The sequence below is a fragment of the Psychrobacter sp. PL19 genome, assembly GCF_017875835.1.
Taxonomy (GTDB): domain Bacteria; phylum Pseudomonadota; class Gammaproteobacteria; order Pseudomonadales; family Moraxellaceae; genus Psychrobacter.
The window spans coordinates 850,037-869,919 of sequence record NZ_JAGING010000001.1 but is presented as its reverse complement, the minus strand read 5'-3'; the positions used below and the strand labels follow the sequence as shown (position 1 = coordinate 869,919).

Below are 19,883 nucleotides of genomic sequence, written 5' to 3'. Positions count from 1 at the left end.
TACTAATTTTGATAAACTTATCAACTCACAGTCACTTTCGCATACGCCTTCTTGCCAGCTTGGATTACCACTGTTTGCCCAGAGGCTAAGCTAAAGCCACCATCGACCACTTCGCCATCTACTTTTACCGCGCCACGTTTTATCATATCTTTAGCGGCTGAGCTATTTTTGGTAAGTCCAGCTTGGTTTAGTATCTGCGTGATAAACAGCGCGTCTTGACCTTCTAAGTCCAACGTCACTTCTGGTAAATCTACGGGCAATTCACCATCGGCTAAGACGTTACCGGCTGACTTATGGGCATTGACTGCGGCATCGGCATCATGAAAACGCTCAATCAATTCTTCGGCTAAGACCCGCTTGATTTCTTGTGGATTGCGACCTTTTTCCATTTCGCTCATTAAGCCTTCGACTTCTTCCATGGGCTTAAAGCTTAAAAACTCAAAGTAGCGGCGGATTAACGTATCTGGCATAGATAGGATTTTTTGGTACATCGTACCTGGTGCATCGTAAATCGCGACATAGTTGCCCAAAGATTTGGACATTTTATTAACGCCGTCCAAGCCTTCTAGAATCGGTACAGTAATACAAACTTGTGGTTCTTGACCATAACGGCCCTGCAAAGTACGACCCATCAATAGATTAAAAGTCTGATCAGTACCGCCAAGCTCGACATCCGCTTTAAGCGCGATAGAATCATAACCTTGTACTAATGGATAAAGGAATTCATGGATAGAGATGGGCGTTTGGGCCGCATAGCGTTTGGAGAAGTCGTCACGCTCAAGCATTCGTGAAACCGTTTGCTGGCTGGCAAGCTGAATCATATCTGCCGCTGACATGTCGTTAAACCAATCAGAGTTAAAGACCACACGAGTTTTTTCTTTATCCAAAATCTTAAAGACTTGCTCAGCATAAGTTTCAGCATTGGCTTTAATTTGCTCAACGGTCAATGGCGGACGGGTATTATTTTTGCCAGAAGGATCGCCAATTTTGGCCGTATAGTCGCCGATTAGGAAATAAATCTCATGGCCTAAATCTTGAAAGTGTTTGAGCTTATTAATCAATACCGTATGACCTAAATGTAGGTCAGGCGCGGTCGGGTCAAAGCCGGCCTTGATACGTAGCGGACGGTTGAGCTTAAGCTTAGCAATTAAGTCCTCTTGCGATAAAATCTCTTGGGTACCACGTTGGATAAGGGCCAGCTGTTCTTCTAGGGTATGTGATGGATTGGTCATAGTTTTCTCTGTTTATAGTCTCTATTTAACGATTAGCACCTCTAAAAGCGTTAGAACCTTGAAGATGCATAAAAAAATGTTAGAATTTGGCAGATATACTAGCGTTTTTTAAGGTAAATTGCCATGACCAACCCTGCACCTACTGCTGATAATGCAAATTTCTTACATCAGGATGTGGCCACAAATAATAGTGAGGACACAGATTATGCCACGCTTACCGATACTCTTGAGCAAACGGTATTTGAAAGCTTCGATGATGGCTTATATATTGGTATGATGTCAGGCACTAGCTTAGATGGCATGGATGCAGTGTTATGTCAGTTCAGTTCTAATGTCAAAGCTGACAGTAATAATAATACGAATACTTCCGCTCCCATGCAATTATTGGCCACTTACAGTCAAGATTTTCCAACGCGTTTACGTGAGGTGCTACTGGCTTTATGTCGGCCAAACGGGGTGAAAGATTTAATTCCTCAAGACGATGAACCTGATAATAACTGTGGTGAGCTAGATTGGTTCGGCTGGGCAAGTCGTATGTATGGGGAGTTTGCCAGCGAAGTGGTCAATACTTTATTGCAACAAGTTGATATTGATGCGGAATCAGTCTTAGCAGTTGGCTGTCATGGGCAAACGGTTCGCCATCGCCCACAGATGGGTTTTACGCTACAATTAATTGATGCTAATATTATTACTGAACGTACGGGAATCAGTGTAGTCAGTGACTTTCGCCGTCGTGATATGGCGGTCGGTGGCCAAGGCGCACCATTAGTTCCAGCCTTTCATCAAGCGCTATTTGCTTCCTCTAGCACCACTCGTGTGCTACTTAATCTAGGTGGCATTGCAAATATCACAGTCTTGCCAGCAAGCTCTCTAGCACACTCTACGGATGGGCACTCTAGTAGTCAAAATGAGCAACAAGCAACAGCGCAAATCATCGGTTATGATACCGGTCCCGCTAACTTATTGTTGGATGCATGGGCGGCATTACATACCGGTAAAAATTATGATGCAGGCGGCGCATGGGCACAGTCTGGGCAAGTGATTGAAACGTTGCTGAACCAGTTGTTAATGCATCCTTTCTTTGCCAAGGCTTGTCCTAAAACTACCGGGCGCGAAGACTTTAATTTAGGATGGCTACAAGCCGAGCTACAGACATTTGATCAAGCAGCTGCTAATACACGTTACTCTTCAGCCGATGTGCAGGCAACTCTCACTGAGCTAACCGCGATAACAGCCAGTAATCAAATGAGACAGTTTATAAAAAATGAAGCAGTAAAAGGCGAAGTTTATATCTGTGGCGGCGGCGCGCTTAATGATTATTTGATGACACGAATTCAAGCACACCTGCCACATTGTAGTGTCGAGACCACTGCAAGCTTGGGACTCGATCCAACATGGGTGGAAGCAGTGGCTTTTGCATGGCTGGCACGACAGACGCTAATGGGAGAAGTGGGCAACTTGCCGGCGGTGACGGGTGCTAATAAAGGCGTGGTACTGGGCCAGGTTTGCTTCGCTTAATTCTGTTTGGCCTAATGAATAGAATGTTATAAATATTGAGTAAACTAATGCTATTGCCATCAGCTAATGCTAGTCTTTATCTTGCCTTATCGACCTCATTGGTTACTTTAAGTTTACAGTCGTAAACTAATGTGCTTTATAATGGTTGCTAAAATACGCATATAACGCTATAAATAATATGACCCTGTTAAACAGTAGCTATATAACAAAAGTAAAATATCATCCTTTTAGGACCGCAAGTATAGGACATAGCGCATGAGCCAACATAGCAGTTTACCTACGTCGCAAGCCAATAATACGGCCACAAAGCCGAAACAAAATCCGCGTCGTCATAAGCCACCCCATTATGAGCGCTCTGATGAGACTCGAATAGTGGTCACGGGTATGGGCGCCGTTACGCCACTGGGGCTGGATGTCGAAAGCACCTGGACCAGCCTACTCAATGGTGAAAGCGGTATCGCGCAGATAACACATTTCGATGCTACTGAATATCGGGCTCAAATAGCAGGCGTGGTTAAGGGCTTCGACGCCAAGCAATATGTGAGCGTTAAAGACGCACGTCGCTACGACGATTTTATACATTATGCGGTGGCGGCAACGACCATGGCCTTAAAAGATGCTGGCTATATCGATGAGATTAGCGCTGCTGACACCCCTGTAAATGGCGTGGATCAAGAGCGTTTTGGCGTCATTATAGGGTCGGGTATTGGCGGTATTCAAACCATTGAAGACAGCTGTGCCATGCTAAATGATAAAGGCCCTAAAAAAGTCTCGCCTTTTATTATCCCCGGCTCTATCGCTAATATGGCGGCCGGTATCGTGGCAATCAAACACACCCTAAAGGGCCCAAATCTTGCCACTTCAACTGCATGCACAACTGCCACCCATGCTATTGGATTAGCCGCACGCTTAATTGCTTATGGCGATGCCGATGTGATGATTGCTGGTGGTAGCGAAAAAGGCTCAAGCCCTCTTGGTATGTCAGGCTTTGCGGCGATGCACGCGCTCTCTACTCGTAATGACGAACCAACTAAAGCCTCGCGTCCTTTCGATAAAGATCGTGATGGTTTTGTACTGGGTGATGGCTCGGGTGTCATGGTGTTAGAGAGCTTGGCTCATGCCAAAAAGCGTGGCGCGACGATATTAGCTGAGCTGGTCGGATTTGGCATGAGTGATGACGCCAGTCATATTACCTCGCCCCCTGAAGATGGTAGTGGTGCAGCGCGGGCGATGCGAAATGCGCTTAATGATGCTGGTATCGAGCCATCTGCTGTCGGTTATGTTAACGCGCACGGCACCAGCACGCCTGCGGGAGATGTCGCTGAATCAATAGCGATTGAGACCGTATTTGCTCCTATCAAAGACAGTATTTTGGTCAGCTCAACCAAGTCAATGACCGGTCATCTGCTAGGTGCAGCCGGCGGTATTGAAGCGATCTTTACCGTACTTGCTTTGCAGCATCAGCACGTACCACCGACCATTAATCTAGATAATATTGAAGACAACTGCAATCTTGACTACGTACCCCACCAATCACGTAAAGTTGATAATTTGCAGTATGCCGTCTCTAATAGTTTTGGTTTTGGTGGTACTAACGGTTCCTTAATCTTTGCGCGCTGGTCGTGATACTTGGCATAAGAGCGATCCTAAAGGTATTGAAACCCAGCGTCTCATGATACTATCAATGTAACGATAACGTCATATTTGCTACGTTTGTCCCCTTGCAGCCCCTTATCGTACTTGCGTATGATAAGGGGTAATTTTTGGAATATATATGGAAGAAACCATGTCAAGCTATTCATTTTCCCATCAATTTTATCAGCGTTGGACGCGTGCGCCAGAGCCGATACGTGCAGCGATTATTCAAGAGCTCACCGATATCACTTCCTTACTACAGACAGATACTCCATTTGAAGCGTTCGTTTTTAACGCTCCTGATTTAGATGCTCATCTTGAGGCCTTATACAAAACTCATGATACTGAACAAGCTGCTGCCAAGAAAATCGCTGACAAACAAGCGCAATACCGAGCTACTGCTGAGCAAGAGCGTCTAAAAGAGCAGCAAGAGAAAGTTGAAAAAGAACACAAAGAAGCCCAGATTTTGCAAGAAACAGAAGAAGTGCAAACTAAAAAAAATAAAATAGCTACGAATCGAGCAAATATTAATAGTAACAGCACCGATAACCTTCAAGATCATCAAGATCATCAAGATCATCAAAATGAGGCTGACGACTCAATTAGCAACGCTACGCTGACTGAAAATGACAATAAATTAGCTGATGATAAAGCCCGTACTGAAGATAACGCGACCAATGATAGTCATATCAAAGCGCTTACAGACAAGCTGAACCAGAGTTCAGTAATTGACCTATCTCTAAAAGACCTTAAACTAAGTGCCGCTCATGAAAGCTTGATCCATGAGTTAGAAATACACGTTGATGATTACTTAAGCGAACAGATGGCGCAAATGTCTGAGAATTTAAAGTCTTGGCTACGTGCTGAGGTTACCCAGCAATTGACCGCACAAGATTCAGCTGTTGATATAAATAATAAAAAATAATAAGAAATAATAAGAAATAATGCCATTAAAAAGTAAGCCTGCTAATAACAACAGCCATTAGTCGCTATAGTCAATCCAATTTAGAAACGGTACAGTGCTAATAAGATGCTACTGTAACAAACGTTTTGTAGCTTATGTCATGCTGGCGAACAGCACGCCAGAAAAACTTATGCCAGCAGTATGTTATGTATCGATATTACTTTTCATCGACTATATAGCACTTAGTTAAATTTCTAAACAAAAAAGCGCCCAGCAAATCATTTACTGGGCGCTTTTTTACCTTACTTTTAGTATTTTAACAATGTTCTAATAGCTGTTTTATATTGCCTTTGTGCGCTCGGTTAGCCACTCAAGAGCAGCCCCTTTAACGCGGCTATTTAGCTCAGCATAGACTTGCTTATGATAATTATTTAACCAATCTACTTCTACATCGCTTAATAATGACTTTTCGATTAAACGAGTATCGATTGGACAGTAAGTTACGGTTTCAAAGTTCAGAAAATCACCGAAATCAGTTTCTGTAGGCTGAGCAACACGCTTATTGACCATCAAATTTTCAATACGAATACCGTACTTACCTTCACGATATAAGCCCGGCTCATTACTTGAAATCATACCGGCTTTCATCGCGCGCTCTTTAGGCGTGCTGGCACTATAGGCAATAACTTGTGGGCCTTCGTGAACGTTTAAAAAGAAACCAACGCCATGACCGGTACCATGACCATAATCCATCTGTGCTTGCCATAATGGGGCACGGCAAATGGCATCGATCAATGGTGAGGCAATCCCATCAGGGAAGTTGGCGCGTGCAAGGGCAACATGCGCTTTAAGCACAGTCGAAAAGTCACGTTTGTGCGCGTCGCTCACTTGGCCAATACCAACCACGCGCGTGATATCGGTGGTACCGTTTTGATATTGGGCGCCGGAGTCAATCAATAACAAACCGCCTTCGCCCTCGGCAACATCAAGATAGCTGAACTTTTCCGGCGTCGCACGATAATGCGGCAATGCGCCATTATCATTGAAGCCAGCAATCGTTGGAAAGCTCGGTGAGACATAATGCGGTTGCTGACTACGTACTGCTATTAACATACTGTCAACATCAAGCTCACTTAAACGTTCGCCATCGGCTAAACGCTGCTCAAAGTCGGCAAAGAACTCACATAAGGCAGCTCCATCTTGGCGCATCGCTTCACGGACATGATCAATATCAGCATCTGATTTAACTGATTTAAGTAACGAGCTGGGCGCCATTTGCTCAATAAAGCCCACGTCATCTGCTATTTTTGACAAGGTACCGATAGCAACTTTACTTGGGTCTAATAGCAATAAGTCCTCAGGCGTAAGCGCGCCTAGTGCATCCTGTACGGCATTATAGTCAGCCAGAGTAAAACCACTATCTTTTAAGCCTTGCTCGATTTCACTACTGATTTTATTGTTATCGATAAACAAGGTTGCATTGTCGCTACTGATAAGCAAATGCGATAAGAATATCGGATTGTAATCGATATCAGCACCGCGTAAATTGGTCAGCCAGGCGATATCATCTAAGCTTGATAGCAAATGGTGAGTCGCACCTGCTTCCTTCATGCCTTCTCGTACCGCGGCAAGCTTTGAAGCCGCTGATTGCGCAACAAACTGAGCATTATGCACGTACAATTTTGCTGTTGGTAGCGCTGGACGGTCTGCCCAAACGTCATCAAGCACATCACGATCCGTAATGAGGGTAATGTCATTGGCGTCAAAAGCATTTAGCAGCTTATCTTGCTCGGCGATAGACAGGACATTACCATCAACTGCCACACTATCACCCTCTTGTAGATGTCCAGCTAGCCAGGCGATATGATTGGGCTGACCAGGAGCAAGTTTCTCCAAGCTGATACCCGTACCTTCTAGCTGATCAGCAGCGTGCACCCAGTAGCGACTATCGGTCCATAACCCAGCAAAATCAGCAGTCACCACTAAGGTGCCGACTGAACCGGTAAATCCGGTCAGCCACTGTCGCGCTTGCCAGTATTCTGGTAAATACTCAGATAGATGAGGATCGGCTGAGGGCACAATAATGGCGGTCAAATCTTGCTCAACTAATGCTTGGCGCAAGTTATCGATACGATCATGAATATTTTGCTTATTCATTAAGTTATTCCTTATTTATTATTCAGAAAATTTCCATCATAAGTTGACTATAGACAGTCTTTTTATTTGAGCAGTTAAACTTATAGTTAGTCTTTAATAACGACAAACACTATCTAAATCTAAGCAAATATAGTCAATGAAAAGTAATATCGATACATAACCTACTACGCATAAGTTTTTCTGGCTTGCTGTGCCTACGCAGACAGAGGCTGCAAAAATCTTATACCAGCAGTACCATCGCGTTTTTAAGGTGTTTTAACTATAATTCAGTTTGCTAAAAACAAAAACATCGAGGATAAATGCGATACGATATATAAAGATGGCCAGATAAACGTGATGTTATTACGAAAGCCTGTCATTAGATGTTTGGGCAGATACTAAGCTTTCAATAGCCTAGTAAAAATATATGAGCAATTAGATAACAAAAACGTGCTACCGATGAGGGTAACACGTCCTATCACACGTAAATTATGCGGTTGTCATTCACGAATATATCTTAATACATCTTATCAATTAGCTAAGCTGATCAGCACGCTCGCTCTTTTTAAGCATATTATTAACCGGCTTGGCTAATGCTAACAGCATAATAGCAGTGACCACCAAGAAGATGGTCATGGTCGTAAACAAACCCGGTAACCCTTCAATTTTATCAGCTGACACATGGCCACCAAAGAAGGCAGCAACCAAGTTACCCAGCGCTATAGAGGCAAAGAAAAGCCCCATCATCTGGCCTTGCATACCTTTTGGCGCAAGCTTAGTCATTGCCGACAAGCCAACAGGACTGAGTGCCAACTCACCAAGGGTCAAGAGGAATAGGCTACCCACTAACCATAAAGGTGACGCCAACCCACCTTCATTGGTCAAGATGCTTTTAGAGGCAAATATCATCAGGGCAAAACCGGCAGCGGCCAACAGCATACCAAGCGCAAACTTAGTCATACTACTCGGCTCAAGATTTCGATTGCCAAGCTTGACCCATAGAATACTAGCGATAGGTGCTAACATTAAGATAAATAGTGGGTTCAATGACTGAAACCATATACTAGGTACCTCAAAGCCTAAAACATTAAGATCAGTATAGTTATCAGCGAACAAGTTAAAAGAAGTCGGCTGCTGCTCAAAGCTTGACCAAAATAGTGTCGAGCCAATAATCAGGATAAAGCAAATCAACAAGCGCAGCTTATCTGTTTTATCCAATCGTGGAGAGATGAACATAACCGCAAAGTACAGTATGACCACAGCTGCAATCAGATAAGTCATATACTCTGCGACCATTTCAGGCGCGAATGGCATGATACCAGTAGATACCAAGACAATGATGGCAACCAGTAAAGCCAAAAATCCTGCAACCCAGCGACCTACGTTTTTATAACCCTCATTAGCATGCTCCCAATCCGCAGTGATACCTTTGGCTCGCGCATAGCGCGTTAGACTTTTTTGAGCCGTAAAACGGTATATCAGCAACGAAACTAACATGCCCAGACCACCGACCCCAAAGCCCACGTGCCACATGCCTTTTTCTTTAAACACCCCGACAATAAGCGCGGCTAATAACGCGCCAATATTGATACCCATATAAAACAAAGTAAAGCCGCCATCACGGCGAGCATCACTCTTGGGGTACAAGGCACCTACCATCACTGAGATACAGGTTTTGAATAAGCCTGAACCCAAAACAATACATATCAGACCGACGAAAAATAGCGTCATACCAAACATAGCAGATAGCGCAATACACAAGTGACCAAGGGCAATTATAATGCTGCCCCACCATAGCGCTCGCTCCTGACCCAGCCAGTTATCAGCCAACCAGCCGCCCGGTACCGCTGCCAAATAAAGGGAGCCAGCAAAAATACCATAGATAGCAGAAGCTGTTACTTCATCGAAGCCAAAACCACCGCTACCAACGCTCGCCACCATAAATAAAACCAGTAGCGGACGAATACTATAATACGAAAAACGCTCCCACATTTCTGTGAAAAATAATGGACGTAGCGGTTGGGGATGTCCCATAAAGCCATCTTCTAGCGCTGCCAATTCAGCAGCACTAAATTCTGATTGTGGTTCCGTGCTCATAAATTTATTCCTTTAAATACCACTATTAATAATGACCAAGCCCTTAATTATTTTGTTGGGTGGTCATGTGCGCGGGTTATTGTTCCACCAGACTGTTTACATGTAAAGAAAAAAATGGTTAATAATTGAACGACTACCCACAAAAAAACTCGCCCTCAGTAGCTGGGGGCGAGTTTTTGGCAATGATAATGGCGGTATCATAGTTCTATAAGACGGCAAGTATAAAAACCTCAGCCATGTTATAGAGCAGCTATTGGATATCTACTCTACTTATGGATACCCAAATAATTATGGATGTCCAAGTAGGCCAAACAAACTTAGTTGGCTATGTATAGACTTACTGTATGGTTGTTGTTTTATCAGCATTGCCCGCATCTAAGTCGCCATCAGCTTGTTCAGCAGTCGCATCAGCATCTGCAACAGCAGCTTGGTTCGCTGTTCCTTCAGCGGTTGCCGTACCCGCTTCAGCAGCAACGATCGCATCGCCAGTATCTGGAGCAGGGGTAACTGTCGCATCAGCGGGTGTTGCTACCGCTGCAGTTGTGGCCTCTGTAGTGGCAGCCGGTGCAGCAGCATCTTCTGCAGCAATTGCTGCTGCTTCGTCAGCAGCGACTGACTCTTCTGTGGGCTCAGCGGTAATATGCTCACCAGCTGGACGCAAAAAGGCTGAGATACCAATGAGCAATACGATACCCAAAAATAAGCCCACGCCGCCTAAGGCAAACAGGAACTCTTTCTTGGGGTTATTTTTAACAATATCTTCTGACATACCTTATCCACCTTGCACAAAAAATATTTAAAATATCGGTTTATTATATCGCAATTTATAGCGTTTTGTTCAAACCCTTAACGATTTAAAGGAATTATTAGTAAAAAATATATTCATTGGATATTTACCATGATTGTTATTTATTTACCCGAACGCGTACAAGTATGTTCACGCTTGCCAAGATAGCTTAGTAGCAAGAGCAGAGCGATGATGATTAAGATGGGGTAATGACCAAACAGCATAAACGGGGTGTTGCCAACTCGTGCTTGGATATCACCACGTAGGACAGTGCGTTCAAACTGCGGGGCGCGCTTTACGATACGCCCTTTATGATCAATGATCGCAGTCACACCAGTATTAGTCGCACGCATAAACCAGCGACCATTTTCAAGAGAACGCATTTGTACCATTTGTAAATGTTGTAGCGGTCCTGCTGAGGTACCAAACCAAGCATCGTTTGAGATAGTTAATAAAAAGTCAGCACCAATGGCGTTTTTACGAGTGGTGTCCGGATACGCCACCTCGTAACAAACCGCCACACCGATATTATGACCACGCACACGCAGTGGTGACTGCTGCTCGCTACCACGACTATAGCTCATAATATCTTGGCTACCCGCTAGATTAGGCAAAATATCCAATAGACCTTCAAATGGAATATATTCACCAAACGGTACCAAGCGTTGCTTTTTATACAAGCCATCGGCTTCAGCGCCTAGCGCAATGACACTATTATAAAATGGCGGATAATCATCAGTACTGGCGTTGTATGCGGCTTCATCTTTGTAAGGAATACCCGTTATCCACGAGGTATTAGTCTCATTGGCCATTTTGACCATCTCACTAATAAAGCCCACAGCCTCAGTCTGAAACATCGGAATAGAGGATTCTGGCCACAGGACAATATCACGCCCCCACTCAGTACTGGTCAAGGTCGCGTAAATATTCAGAGTTTCAACTTGATAATCCGTTAACCATTTTAAATCTTGCGGAATATTACCTTGGATTAAGGATACTGATAAGTCTGGGGTGCCTTTGGGCTGGGTCCATTGTGGGTTAATTAGCCATAACGAGGTACTGATTATCAATACCGCAGCGGAGGCGATAAGATAGCCGCCGCGACGACGTAGCAGCTCCACCACACTTGCTGCCAATAATACGGCAACGAAGGAAACCGCAAACACACCCCCAACTGGTGCTAACGAAGACAGCCAATACTCTTCAGTGAAGGCGTAGCCAACGAACAGCCACGGAAAACCTGTCAATAGCCAAGTCTTTAGCCATTCTTGTAATACCCAAAGGGCGGTAAAGGAAAAAGGTTGCTTGCCTACCATGCGGTTAAAAGTAAGCGCTAGAAAACCATGAAATAATCCCATAGCCAAACCCATCAGCGCGATCATAATCAATGCTAGCCAAGCCGGCGTATTGCCATAATCATGGATGGAGGTATATAACCAAAAGGCCCCAACACACCATAATCCCATGCCATAAGCTTCACCGATAATAAAGGCGCGCTTGCCACTCATCTCTGGCAATAGCAGCGCATATAAAATAGCCGGTGATAGCAGGGCTACAGGCCAGAAACCGTAGGGCGCAAGGGCAAATAAGAATATACCCCCCGCCACCCAAGCAAGCAAAATAGTCAGACTCAGAGGTAAGCGCTTAGACTTGGTGGGGTTCAGACGCTTTTGTAGGTCAACCGTAGACAGACGCATATCAATTATCCAAAATTATCAACGTTCAATACCAGCTTTTAAAATTAAAGTCTTAGCTTACGGTTTGATTTGAAGAAAGCCAACCAACATAAGATTTGACCCCTCAAATTTAAACTCGCCTATGATAACAGTCTGCGCTAATAAATGGGTAAATTTGCGTGCCTTGATAAGCTGACTGTTATGTATATTTTTATAAATCCCTGACAGCAAAAAACACGATCACAATCGTGTTTTTATGGTGTTTACTGTAGTAATTTGATTTATCAAGACTGAGCAACTGGCTCGTTTAGTGGTTGCCTATCAATAAATGCTGATCGGGATCAGTTTTGGTCAGCTCTAAATTATGAATGAAGCGACCCTCAACATCCGTAACCGTGATTTGCCAGTCATCTATTTTTACGCTCTCACCTTCCAAATCGCCTACGTAACCAAGCGCTTGCATGACCAGACCACCCATGGTATCAACATCGGTATCGTCAAAATGGCTGCCCAACTCGTCATTACAATCTTCGATCACAGTAGAAGCCTGAACGCGCCAAGTATTGGGCTTTTCTGGATGGACAACAATATTATTAATATCACTGTCTTCATCAAAATCATCATGTTCATCAACGATATCACCGACGATTTCTTCTAGTAGATCCTCCATCGTTACCACGCCAGCGAAGCCACCAAAATCATCAACCACAATGGCCATATGTACCTGGGTACGCTGCAATGAACGTAACAAGGTATCAGAGCGCGCCGACTCACTAATATATAGCGGCTGGCGTACTAGGTCTTTTAAGCGTTTGCTGTCGATTTTATCTTCTTGATCACGCACCATGTGCACTAAGATAGGAATTAGATCTTTCGCCAATAAAATACCAATAACCGCAGCATCATCCTGGCTGTCAATGACCGGATAACGAGAATGGGTGGTCTCAAGAATAATATCCATGACCTCCGCGAGGCTGGTACTTTCGTGCAAGCTAATGACTTGTGGACGCGGGGTCATAATTTCGCGTACTTGAGTCGCGGGTAGATCCAGCACACCTTCGAGCATATCTACAGTGTCGGGTTCTAAGAATTGGCGCGAGTGCTGCACCAAACGAATCAGTTCATCGCGAGTTTCGGGGGCGGTCGATAGCCAGCGTTTTAAGCCGCGCATCGACCAACTACTCGGGCTGGGAGTGTCGTCAGACATGGTGTTGTGAGTTAACCTCGTTAGTAAATATTAAAATGTTAGATGGGGATGATGTTACTAAATAAAAGTCGCTTAGGTACATAAAAAGTGCTAAAAATTAACGCTGTCCTGAACCTAGTACTTCGCTTTGCATTAGACTTATAGATGTAAGATTTGCATTAAATTAGCTTCACTTTATCGTAAGCTCAACAGACATTCAACGACAAATTTATCCAAATTGTATTGTCAGTGTGTTATAAATTTTGCTATGGTCAGGGCATTCATTCATTTAATTCACGCTTATGTCGCCTCGCTCTTTTTTTTCACGCTTATTATCTTTGCGTACCAACAATCAAAATCTAACAAACTGTAGTAAAGACGGCACTTGCCAGCACCATACATGGCGACATTACCTTGTACATTTTTTTATCGTAATCGCTTTAATACTGTCTGCCGTCTGGCTATTAATGGCAATTTGGTATCAGTTTGGTGCACACAGTCCTCTGGCATGGTTTACCACCGCAGTCATTGTAGGTTTGTTAGCTGCTCTATTAACGATGCGTTATTTACCTGATACGCTCACTAAAAAAATATTTAATAAACAACTTTTTAATGCGAATCTTTCATATAAGAAGCTTTCCTATAATAAGACTATTGAAAATAATCTTTCTAAAGCCCTTTCTAAAAATAATACTACTGAAAGTATCGCTTTTGATAAAAGTACTGCTGTTAAAAATACTGACATTAAAAATATAGCGATTAGAAACACTACTACTAGGTGGTTAACTGGGTTTTATGTCGCTGTTTGGCTAATCGGTGCGGGCTGGTTTGTCTCCATCTCACCGCAGCAGAATCGTGACTGGCAGGCCGATGTCAGTCAAAGGCTTTCTTACCAACGCGATACCAATAACCCTAATTTGATTACCTTATCTAACGTGCGTAACTTTGATTGGCACACTGCTGACCAAGCTACCGAGCGCTGGGAAACCCGTACTATCGACTTATCAAAACTGTCTGGCGTCGATGTTGTCAACTCTTACTGGATGGGGCCATTGATTGCTCATACCTTAGTCAGCTTTCGCTTTGAGGATGACCGACCGCTATCGTTATCGCTAGAGATTCGTAAAGAAAAAGGCGAATCATTTTCGGCGCTAGGTGGATTTTTTAAACGCTTTGAGCTCAGCTTAATTGCTGCAGAAGAGCGCGATATTATTTATACGCGAACTAGCGCACGCGGTGAGCAAGTCTATTTATTCCCCGTTAGCCATTTACAGCAGCAAGAAGTAAAGTCGTTATTTGAATCTTATTTAACCGTTGCCGATGAGCTGAACGCAAAGCCGGCGTGGTATAACACCTTGACCAATAACTGTACCAATCTTATCTTTTATATGGCACGGGTGGTGAGCGGTGAGCGACTACCTTGGGACTACCGAATTTGGGTCTCCGGCTGGCTGCCAAATTACCTGTATGACATCGGCATGCTAGATGCTGATCCTCAGCTAAAAAACGAGGCGCCAAGCGGTCAGCTGTGGTCAATGGATATGTGGTATGAGCGCACCCACCTTAACCCCAAGGTGCAAGGTTTTAATAATCAGTTTGATAGCAATAGCGATACCAGTGACGGTCATGGTAGGGCGTTCTCGAACCAAATCCGTCAAGGCATTCCTATTCCCCTACTCGCTGACTCTCAAGCCGCTGCTGAGGCAGAAGCCAAATCTGCTGCCAAGGCTGTTGATGAGGGCTCATGATGACTAGCATTTCTAATAGAAGAATGTCTAATATTTCATTCTAACAGCTGGTTCTAATAACTGACTCTAATAACTGACTCTAGTAATTATTAAACAAGCTGTTAAGGTGTTACCCAGTTCACCACTCGCGTTTCGATGTCTTCATCCGCCATACCAGTCTCAGTGACACAACGTCCCGCTATCCCAATATTGGCAGCGCGCATTTGTTGCTGGGTCAGCACTGCATCTTCAGTCAATAACAGATGCCAATCTGGTAGCGATTGACCTTTATATACTCGCTTATAAGCGCAGTGTTCAGGTAGCCACATCATATTCGGCATTTTATCAGCGGTCAGTTGAATGCAATCAGGCACATACTGCTGGCGCGTGTCATAGTGTTGACAGTAGCCGGTTTCACAATTCATCAATTGGCAGGCCACATCAGTATATTCAACTAGATTTTCATCGACATCGCCGTTCTCATCTTCATCAATATATTTAATTAAGCAACAACTGCCGCAGCCATCACATAAGGCTTCCCACTCACTATGGTGTAGCTCACCCAGTGTAAAGCGTGACCAAAACTGCGGACGCAATGACTCAGTTGTCGTATTATTAGTATGCATACTCACGGTTGTTTCTGACTGTATTTCTAACTGTACCTCTGGATTGGAGTCTGGTTGGCAGTCAGAGCTGGTATTTAATGGATGTAACAAATTTAACCTCATAGCATTGCAGTAGCATTTTTATAAATAGCGTTACAGTATTATAGCTGTTTTTGACCGTTATGGGCGTTAAGGTAGAACCAGTAAACAATCTGTATACTTATAAATGCAGATGGCTTTATATATAAACGTAGATAACTTCTTAACATTTCTAACCCTCTCAACATAAAAAAGGACCATAGCATGTCAATTAAGACTTTTGAGCTAATAAGCACTACCGAAAATGGCATTCAGCTAATAAGCTATGTCGCACTACCAGAAAATGTGGCAGATAATAAACCAGTCGCTGGCGTCTTAGTCGCACCTGAATGGTGGGGCTTGGCTGAGCATTCAAAAAACATTACCGAGCGCCTAGCAGAAGCAGGCTATGCCGCAGTGGCAATGGATATATACGGCGAAGGCAAACTCACCTCAGATGCCGCTATGGCAAATATGTGGATGGAACAAGTATTAGAAGACCAAGACATGCTAATGGCTCGCTGTCGTTTGATTCTCAATGACTTCAGTGATCAATTGGCTGTTGATAGCGATAAGCTAGCGGCGATTGGTTATTGCTTTGGTGGTAAAATTGTCCTAGATATGGCGCGTGAAGGCATGCCATTAAAAGCAGTGGCGACTTTCCACGGTAACCCTGAACCAAAACAGCCAGCGGATAATAAATTCAAAGCCAAAGTCCTCGTCGCTCACGGTCGTGATGATTCTATGGTGTCTATGGAAGCGATTGAAAGTCTCAAAAAAGAGCTGGACGCTGCTGAAGTTGATTACACCATCGATGTCTATGATGATGCCAAACACGGCTTTACCAATCCAACTGCGGATGAGCGTGGCGCCAAAAACAATGTTGACCTCGGCTACAATGAAACTGCAGCGATGCAAAGCTGGGACAATATGCTGGAATTTATGAAAAACAACTTATCATAAGAAAATAACCATAAAGAGCTTGGCATAACGAAAGGTATGTCGCTCGCTCTAAAGGACAATATCAGCTCCTCTATATGGTCTTGTTTTTATGATTAAATAGCGTCATCATCATGCAATTGTAGGATAAGTTGGATGCTGGTGATGCTATTTTTTTTCGTGAACCAACTGGGTTGGTTGGCTTTTATCGCTTTATTGGTCGTAGTTACAGTCTTATATGTCAGAGTAAATCAACATCTTGCACAGCTGCGCCAAGATATGGCCCAGCTGCAATCTGACCTGCAACAGTATAAAGCTCAACAATATAAAATTCAGCAGCATGGAGATGGCATTAAGCCAGTTGACGGCTCTCATGCTCACGCTACTACTGATTCTGATTTGCCATCTGACGCTGCATCTTTTTCCGTATCAACAAAGCCACCCTCTGACATCCTATCAGAATTAGCAACACGTTTGCCCCTATCAAATCTCGAATCCGAACTCGCATCAAATTCATTATCACCGTTAACCTCTCCTCCGCCTTTACCCAACCTTGCTGCTTCTGAGCACGCAGACCATGTCAGCCAGCAAAAACCAGATGACGCACCTAGCGCATCTATAGAACCGGATGAGCATTCGTTGCCTATGGTTACCTCGCTTTTTAATTCTATTAAAAACTGGTTCTTGGGTGGCAATCTAGTTGTTCGGGTTGGGGTCTTAGTGCTACTGGTTGGCGTGGTGTTATTGCTACGCTTGTTAAGCGAGTACATCGAAGTTTCTATCAGTATTAAACTGGCAGCGATTGCTATGATAGGATTAGCGCTAGCAGGTCTGGGGTTCAAGCTGGCATCAAAACGCTTTGCTTACGGTACAACCTTACAAGGTACCGGTTTAGCCATTACCTATTTAGGTACCTTTTTTGCCTATAATGTCTATAACGTCATCGCCAGCCTACCCAGTTTTATAACGATGGCTATATTGTCTGTGGTCACTGTCATTTTAGCAGTACGCCAAAATACTTTTCCCTTAGCCTTATTGGCATTATCAGGCGGATTTTTTGCGCCCATACTCACCAGTACTGACACCGACAGTTTGGTAATGCTATTTAGCTATTACCTACTATTGAATGTTGCCATTGCGACCATTGCGCATTATCGCCCTTGGAAAGTTCTCAATTTATTAGGCGTAGTCGTAACTTTTGGTTTGGCCTACTATTGGGGCGCCACTGAGAATTTAACTACCGTTATTCAGAATCAGCGCTGGTCATTAGTATTGCTAGTAGCGCTACATTTGTTGCTGTATTTATTCGTGGTCATTCGCTATGCGCAGCAAATTATTGCTTATAACGCCAACAATGAAAATGAAGTTAGTGCTGGTACTGATACTAGCAGCGCGAGTAAGATAGCGACTGCGCCTAGTGCGTATCTATTTCCTATTGATATTGGCCTGTTGTTCTCAGTCCCACTATTAGCATTTGGTTTATTTTCCACCCTACTAAACGACATTCCAAATGCTCTAACGATGACTAGCCTGATTTTAGCCACTACTTACCTAGGACTTGGTTGGGTGTTTATTAAGCGCAGTGAGCGTTATGCCTTAATTACTGAGGGCATGCTAGCGCTAGGTTTTGGATTCTTAGCCTTGGTTATTCCGCTGGCCTTCAATGCTGAGTGGATCGCTTTTGGCTGGTCGGTACAAGGGCTGGCGCTAGTATGGTTTGGCAGGCGTTCATTGCGGGCGTGGTCAGTATCATTTGGTTTATTATTGCAGTTAGTCAGTGTGGCGCTGCTGGCTTTCAAACTGGTGCTAACCCTTAATTATCACCCTACTTTGACCTTAACTATTTCTGCTATCAGTGCCCTAGCATCGGTCTTTATCCTACGCGCCAGCAATTCGCCTGTTAATACTAAGCGCACCTTGAGTCAAATATCCAAGCAAGCCTCAGCTTCAAGCTTAACGACTGCAGCCATATCTCAATATGCTCAATCATTGGGAATAAGCAAACAAGCTGCAAACCAATGGCTGGCTACTATAAACAGTCAAAGCGCTGTATTCAAGTTGATCTGGCATAGCCCTACACTCATACGTTTTTTAACCCTTACTGCTATTGGTTGGACGCTTTACGTATTGGTTATCGACTTTGATCAATGGCTTGCCAGTTGGCAGTTAGCAATGACGACGCTAATAGCAATGGCGACCATATCTAGCCTTGCCATTTATTGGCTAATCAATCGTTATCGCTGTTGGGCGGAAATAATACAATTTAGTCACGGGCTACTATTAATGTTTTATGGAATGCTAGTGTTGCAGCTGCCCCAAAAGTTTGAATTCGATGACCTGTGGAACGCTCCTGCTTGGATGCTATTCATTAGCTTATTAATAGGCTGGCTAGTCGTTGGCCAACTGTGGTTGAAAACCTGGCATGATACTTTTACTCTCTCGCAATACGATAGCGCTAGTTGGTTCGGGACTGGCATCTTAGTCGTAGCCGCAGCGGTACATTATGGTTTACCAAATTCGCAGGGAGTTCTAACCGTTCTGGTTCCAATCACTCTGATGCTCATGGGGTTATGGTTCAATTATCGTTATCGTAGCACTCAAAAAGCAAATGCAACCAAACAGCATCTTCTGCATTGGTTTAATTGGCAAAGTACACTACTGGGCTGTGCTAAAGTTTTTATACCGGTAACCTTGTTTTGGGTAGTTCTCACCAACTGGTCTTATGACGGTGTGATTTGGGGTCTGCCCTATTTTCCACTTATCAACGTATACGATATCACTCTATGGTTGGTGTTGTTATATGGTCTGAGCGCTTATTACTTGAACCAGCAGCATTCTAGTCAAGGGCAAACCGCTACAGATACTAAGTCCAAAGTTATTAAAATATTTAGGAGCGATGCTTTACTCATTGCTTTGGGACTGATCAGCTTTTGGATAATTTCCAGCATGCTAGTCAGAACGCTGCATGCCTTTATCGATACGCCCCTTTGGTATGGTGGCTCATGGAGTAGCGAACGAGTTCAGACTGGTCTGACGATTTTATGGACTCTACTGGCATTGGTTGCCACTATTATTGCTAGTCGCTACAAGCATCGTGCGCTATGGTTTATGGGCATTGGCTTATTGGGTATTGTAGTGCTTAAACTGGTATTGGTTGACTTGTCACAGACCGAGGCAATTTGGCGGGTAATCTCATTCCTTGGCGCAGGCAGCTTGATTTTATTGATCGGTTATTTAGCACCGCTACCGCCTGCGCATTTAGACCAGCCCGAAACCGCTGAAGAATAGCATCTCCTTAGACCGATATAAATTAGCCCGTTATCACTTTCGTTCTGTAGTAAAATAACTGTCACAGTAGAAGTA

13 protein-coding genes are annotated in these 19,883 nt (G+C 43.9%); 6 read left to right on the top strand and 7 right to left on the bottom strand.

Annotated features, from left to right (window positions below):
- Window positions 1-20: 20 nt before the first annotated feature.
- Window positions 21-1,232 carry a tyrosine--tRNA ligase gene (gene tyrS / locus H4W00_RS03520; RefSeq protein ID WP_209956263.1) on the bottom strand — a complete coding sequence of 404 codons (1,212 nt, stop codon included), beginning with the start codon at window positions 1,230-1,232 and terminating at the stop codon, window positions 21-23.
- Window positions 1,233-1,355: 123 nt separating this feature from the next.
- Between tyrS and H4W00_RS03515 the strand changes: the two genes are divergently transcribed.
- The 3 genes from H4W00_RS03515 to H4W00_RS03505 all read left to right on the top strand — a co-directional run bounded on the left by H4W00_RS03515 (window position 1,356) and on the right by H4W00_RS03505 (window position 5,310).
- The gene (locus tag H4W00_RS03515; RefSeq protein ID WP_209956262.1) at window positions 1,356-2,750 is read left to right on the top strand and encodes an anhydro-N-acetylmuramic acid kinase; all 1,395 of its coding nucleotides are present in this window, start codon (window positions 1,356-1,358) and stop codon (window positions 2,748-2,750) included.
- A 255-nt stretch (window positions 2,751-3,005) separates the two neighbouring features.
- Complete coding sequence (fabF, locus tag H4W00_RS03510; protein ID WP_209956261.1) at window positions 3,006-4,376, top strand: beta-ketoacyl-ACP synthase II; 1,371 nt, start codon at window positions 3,006-3,008, stop codon at window positions 4,374-4,376.
- A gap of 148 nt (window positions 4,377-4,524) precedes the next feature.
- Window positions 4,525-5,310 carry a hypothetical protein gene (locus H4W00_RS03505; RefSeq protein ID WP_209956260.1) on the top strand — a complete coding sequence of 262 codons (786 nt, stop codon included), beginning with the start codon at window positions 4,525-4,527 and terminating at the stop codon, window positions 5,308-5,310.
- Window positions 5,311-5,628: 318 nt separating this feature from the next.
- Here H4W00_RS03505 and H4W00_RS03500 read toward each other — a convergent pair whose 3' ends face one another.
- From H4W00_RS03500 to H4W00_RS03480, 5 genes are all read right to left on the bottom strand, one after another.
- A complete protein-coding gene (locus H4W00_RS03500) occupies window positions 5,629-7,446 on the bottom strand; it encodes an aminopeptidase P family protein (protein WP_209956259.1) in 1,818 nt (605 codons plus the stop codon).
- 513 nt (window positions 7,447-7,959) lie between these two features.
- Window positions 7,960-9,522, bottom strand: coding sequence for a peptide MFS transporter (locus H4W00_RS03495; RefSeq protein ID WP_209956258.1), 1,563 nt, complete (start codon window positions 9,520-9,522; stop codon window positions 7,960-7,962).
- 337 nt (window positions 9,523-9,859) lie between these two features.
- Window positions 9,860-10,291 carry a hypothetical protein gene (locus tag H4W00_RS03490; RefSeq protein WP_209956257.1) on the bottom strand — a complete coding sequence of 144 codons (432 nt, stop codon included), beginning with the start codon at window positions 10,289-10,291 and terminating at the stop codon, window positions 9,860-9,862.
- A gap of 140 nt (window positions 10,292-10,431) precedes the next feature.
- The gene (lnt, locus tag H4W00_RS03485; RefSeq protein WP_209956256.1) at window positions 10,432-12,006 is read right to left on the bottom strand and encodes an apolipoprotein N-acyltransferase; all 1,575 of its coding nucleotides are present in this window, start codon (window positions 12,004-12,006) and stop codon (window positions 10,432-10,434) included.
- Window positions 12,007-12,292: 286 nt separating this feature from the next.
- Window positions 12,293-13,192 carry an HlyC/CorC family transporter gene (locus tag H4W00_RS03480; protein WP_209956255.1) on the bottom strand — a complete coding sequence of 300 codons (900 nt, stop codon included), beginning with the start codon at window positions 13,190-13,192 and terminating at the stop codon, window positions 12,293-12,295.
- Window positions 13,193-13,638: 446 nt separating this feature from the next.
- On the opposite strand from H4W00_RS03480, the gene H4W00_RS03475 reads away from it, so the two are divergent.
- Window positions 13,639-14,919 (top strand): Lnb N-terminal periplasmic domain-containing protein, encoded by a 1,281-nt coding sequence (locus H4W00_RS03475; protein ID WP_209956254.1) that lies wholly within the window; start codon window positions 13,639-13,641, stop codon window positions 14,917-14,919.
- Between the two features lie 101 nt (window positions 14,920-15,020).
- On the opposite strand, the gene H4W00_RS03470 is transcribed toward H4W00_RS03475, so the two are convergent.
- Entirely contained in the window at window positions 15,021-15,524 is a 504-nt protein-coding gene (locus tag H4W00_RS03470) for a YcgN family cysteine cluster protein (protein ID WP_327193342.1), read from the bottom strand.
- Window positions 15,525-15,806: 282 nt separating this feature from the next.
- Here H4W00_RS03470 and H4W00_RS03465 point away from each other — a divergent pair, with 282 nt between their 5' ends.
- Complete coding sequence (locus H4W00_RS03465) at window positions 15,807-16,544, top strand: dienelactone hydrolase family protein (RefSeq protein ID WP_209956252.1); 738 nt, start codon at window positions 15,807-15,809, stop codon at window positions 16,542-16,544.
- Window positions 16,545-16,685: 141 nt separating this feature from the next.
- On the top strand, window positions 16,686-19,808 hold the full coding sequence (locus H4W00_RS03460; protein WP_334684860.1) for a DUF2339 domain-containing protein: 3,123 nt from the start codon (window positions 16,686-16,688) through the stop codon (window positions 19,806-19,808).
- The last annotated feature ends 75 nt before the right edge of the window (window positions 19,809-19,883 follow it).

Excerpts from the sequence above, each read along its gene's own strand:
- tyrS (WP_209956263.1), bottom strand. The coding sequence starts at position 1,232 with ATGACCAATCCATCACATACCCTAGAAGAACAGCTGGCCCTTATCCAA.
- H4W00_RS03515 (WP_209956262.1), top strand. The coding sequence starts at position 1,356 with ATGACCAACCCTGCACCTACTGCTGATAATGCAAATTTCTTACATCAG.
- fabF (WP_209956261.1), top strand. The coding sequence starts at position 3,006 with ATGAGCCAACATAGCAGTTTACCTACGTCGCAAGCCAATAATACGGCC.
- H4W00_RS03505 (WP_209956260.1), top strand. The coding sequence starts at position 4,525 with ATGGAAGAAACCATGTCAAGCTATTCATTTTCCCATCAATTTTATCAG.
- H4W00_RS03500 (WP_209956259.1), bottom strand. The coding sequence starts at position 7,446 with ATGAATAAGCAAAATATTCATGATCGTATCGATAACTTGCGCCAAGCA.
- H4W00_RS03495 (WP_209956258.1), bottom strand. The coding sequence starts at position 9,522 with ATGAGCACGGAACCACAATCAGAATTTAGTGCTGCTGAATTGGCAGCG.
- H4W00_RS03490 (WP_209956257.1), bottom strand. The coding sequence starts at position 10,291 with ATGTCAGAAGATATTGTTAAAAATAACCCCAAGAAAGAGTTCCTGTTT.
- lnt (WP_209956256.1), bottom strand. The coding sequence starts at position 12,006 with ATGCGTCTGTCTACGGTTGACCTACAAAAGCGTCTGAACCCCACCAAG.
- H4W00_RS03480 (WP_209956255.1), bottom strand. The coding sequence starts at position 13,192 with ATGTCTGACGACACTCCCAGCCCGAGTAGTTGGTCGATGCGCGGCTTA.
- H4W00_RS03475 (WP_209956254.1), top strand. The coding sequence starts at position 13,639 with ATGGCAATTTGGTATCAGTTTGGTGCACACAGTCCTCTGGCATGGTTT.
- H4W00_RS03470 (WP_327193342.1), bottom strand. The coding sequence starts at position 15,524 with ATGCATACTAATAATACGACAACTGAGTCATTGCGTCCGCAGTTTTGG.
- H4W00_RS03465 (WP_209956252.1), top strand. The coding sequence starts at position 15,807 with ATGTCAATTAAGACTTTTGAGCTAATAAGCACTACCGAAAATGGCATT.
- H4W00_RS03460 (WP_334684860.1), top strand. The coding sequence starts at position 16,686 with ATGCTATTTTTTTTCGTGAACCAACTGGGTTGGTTGGCTTTTATCGCT.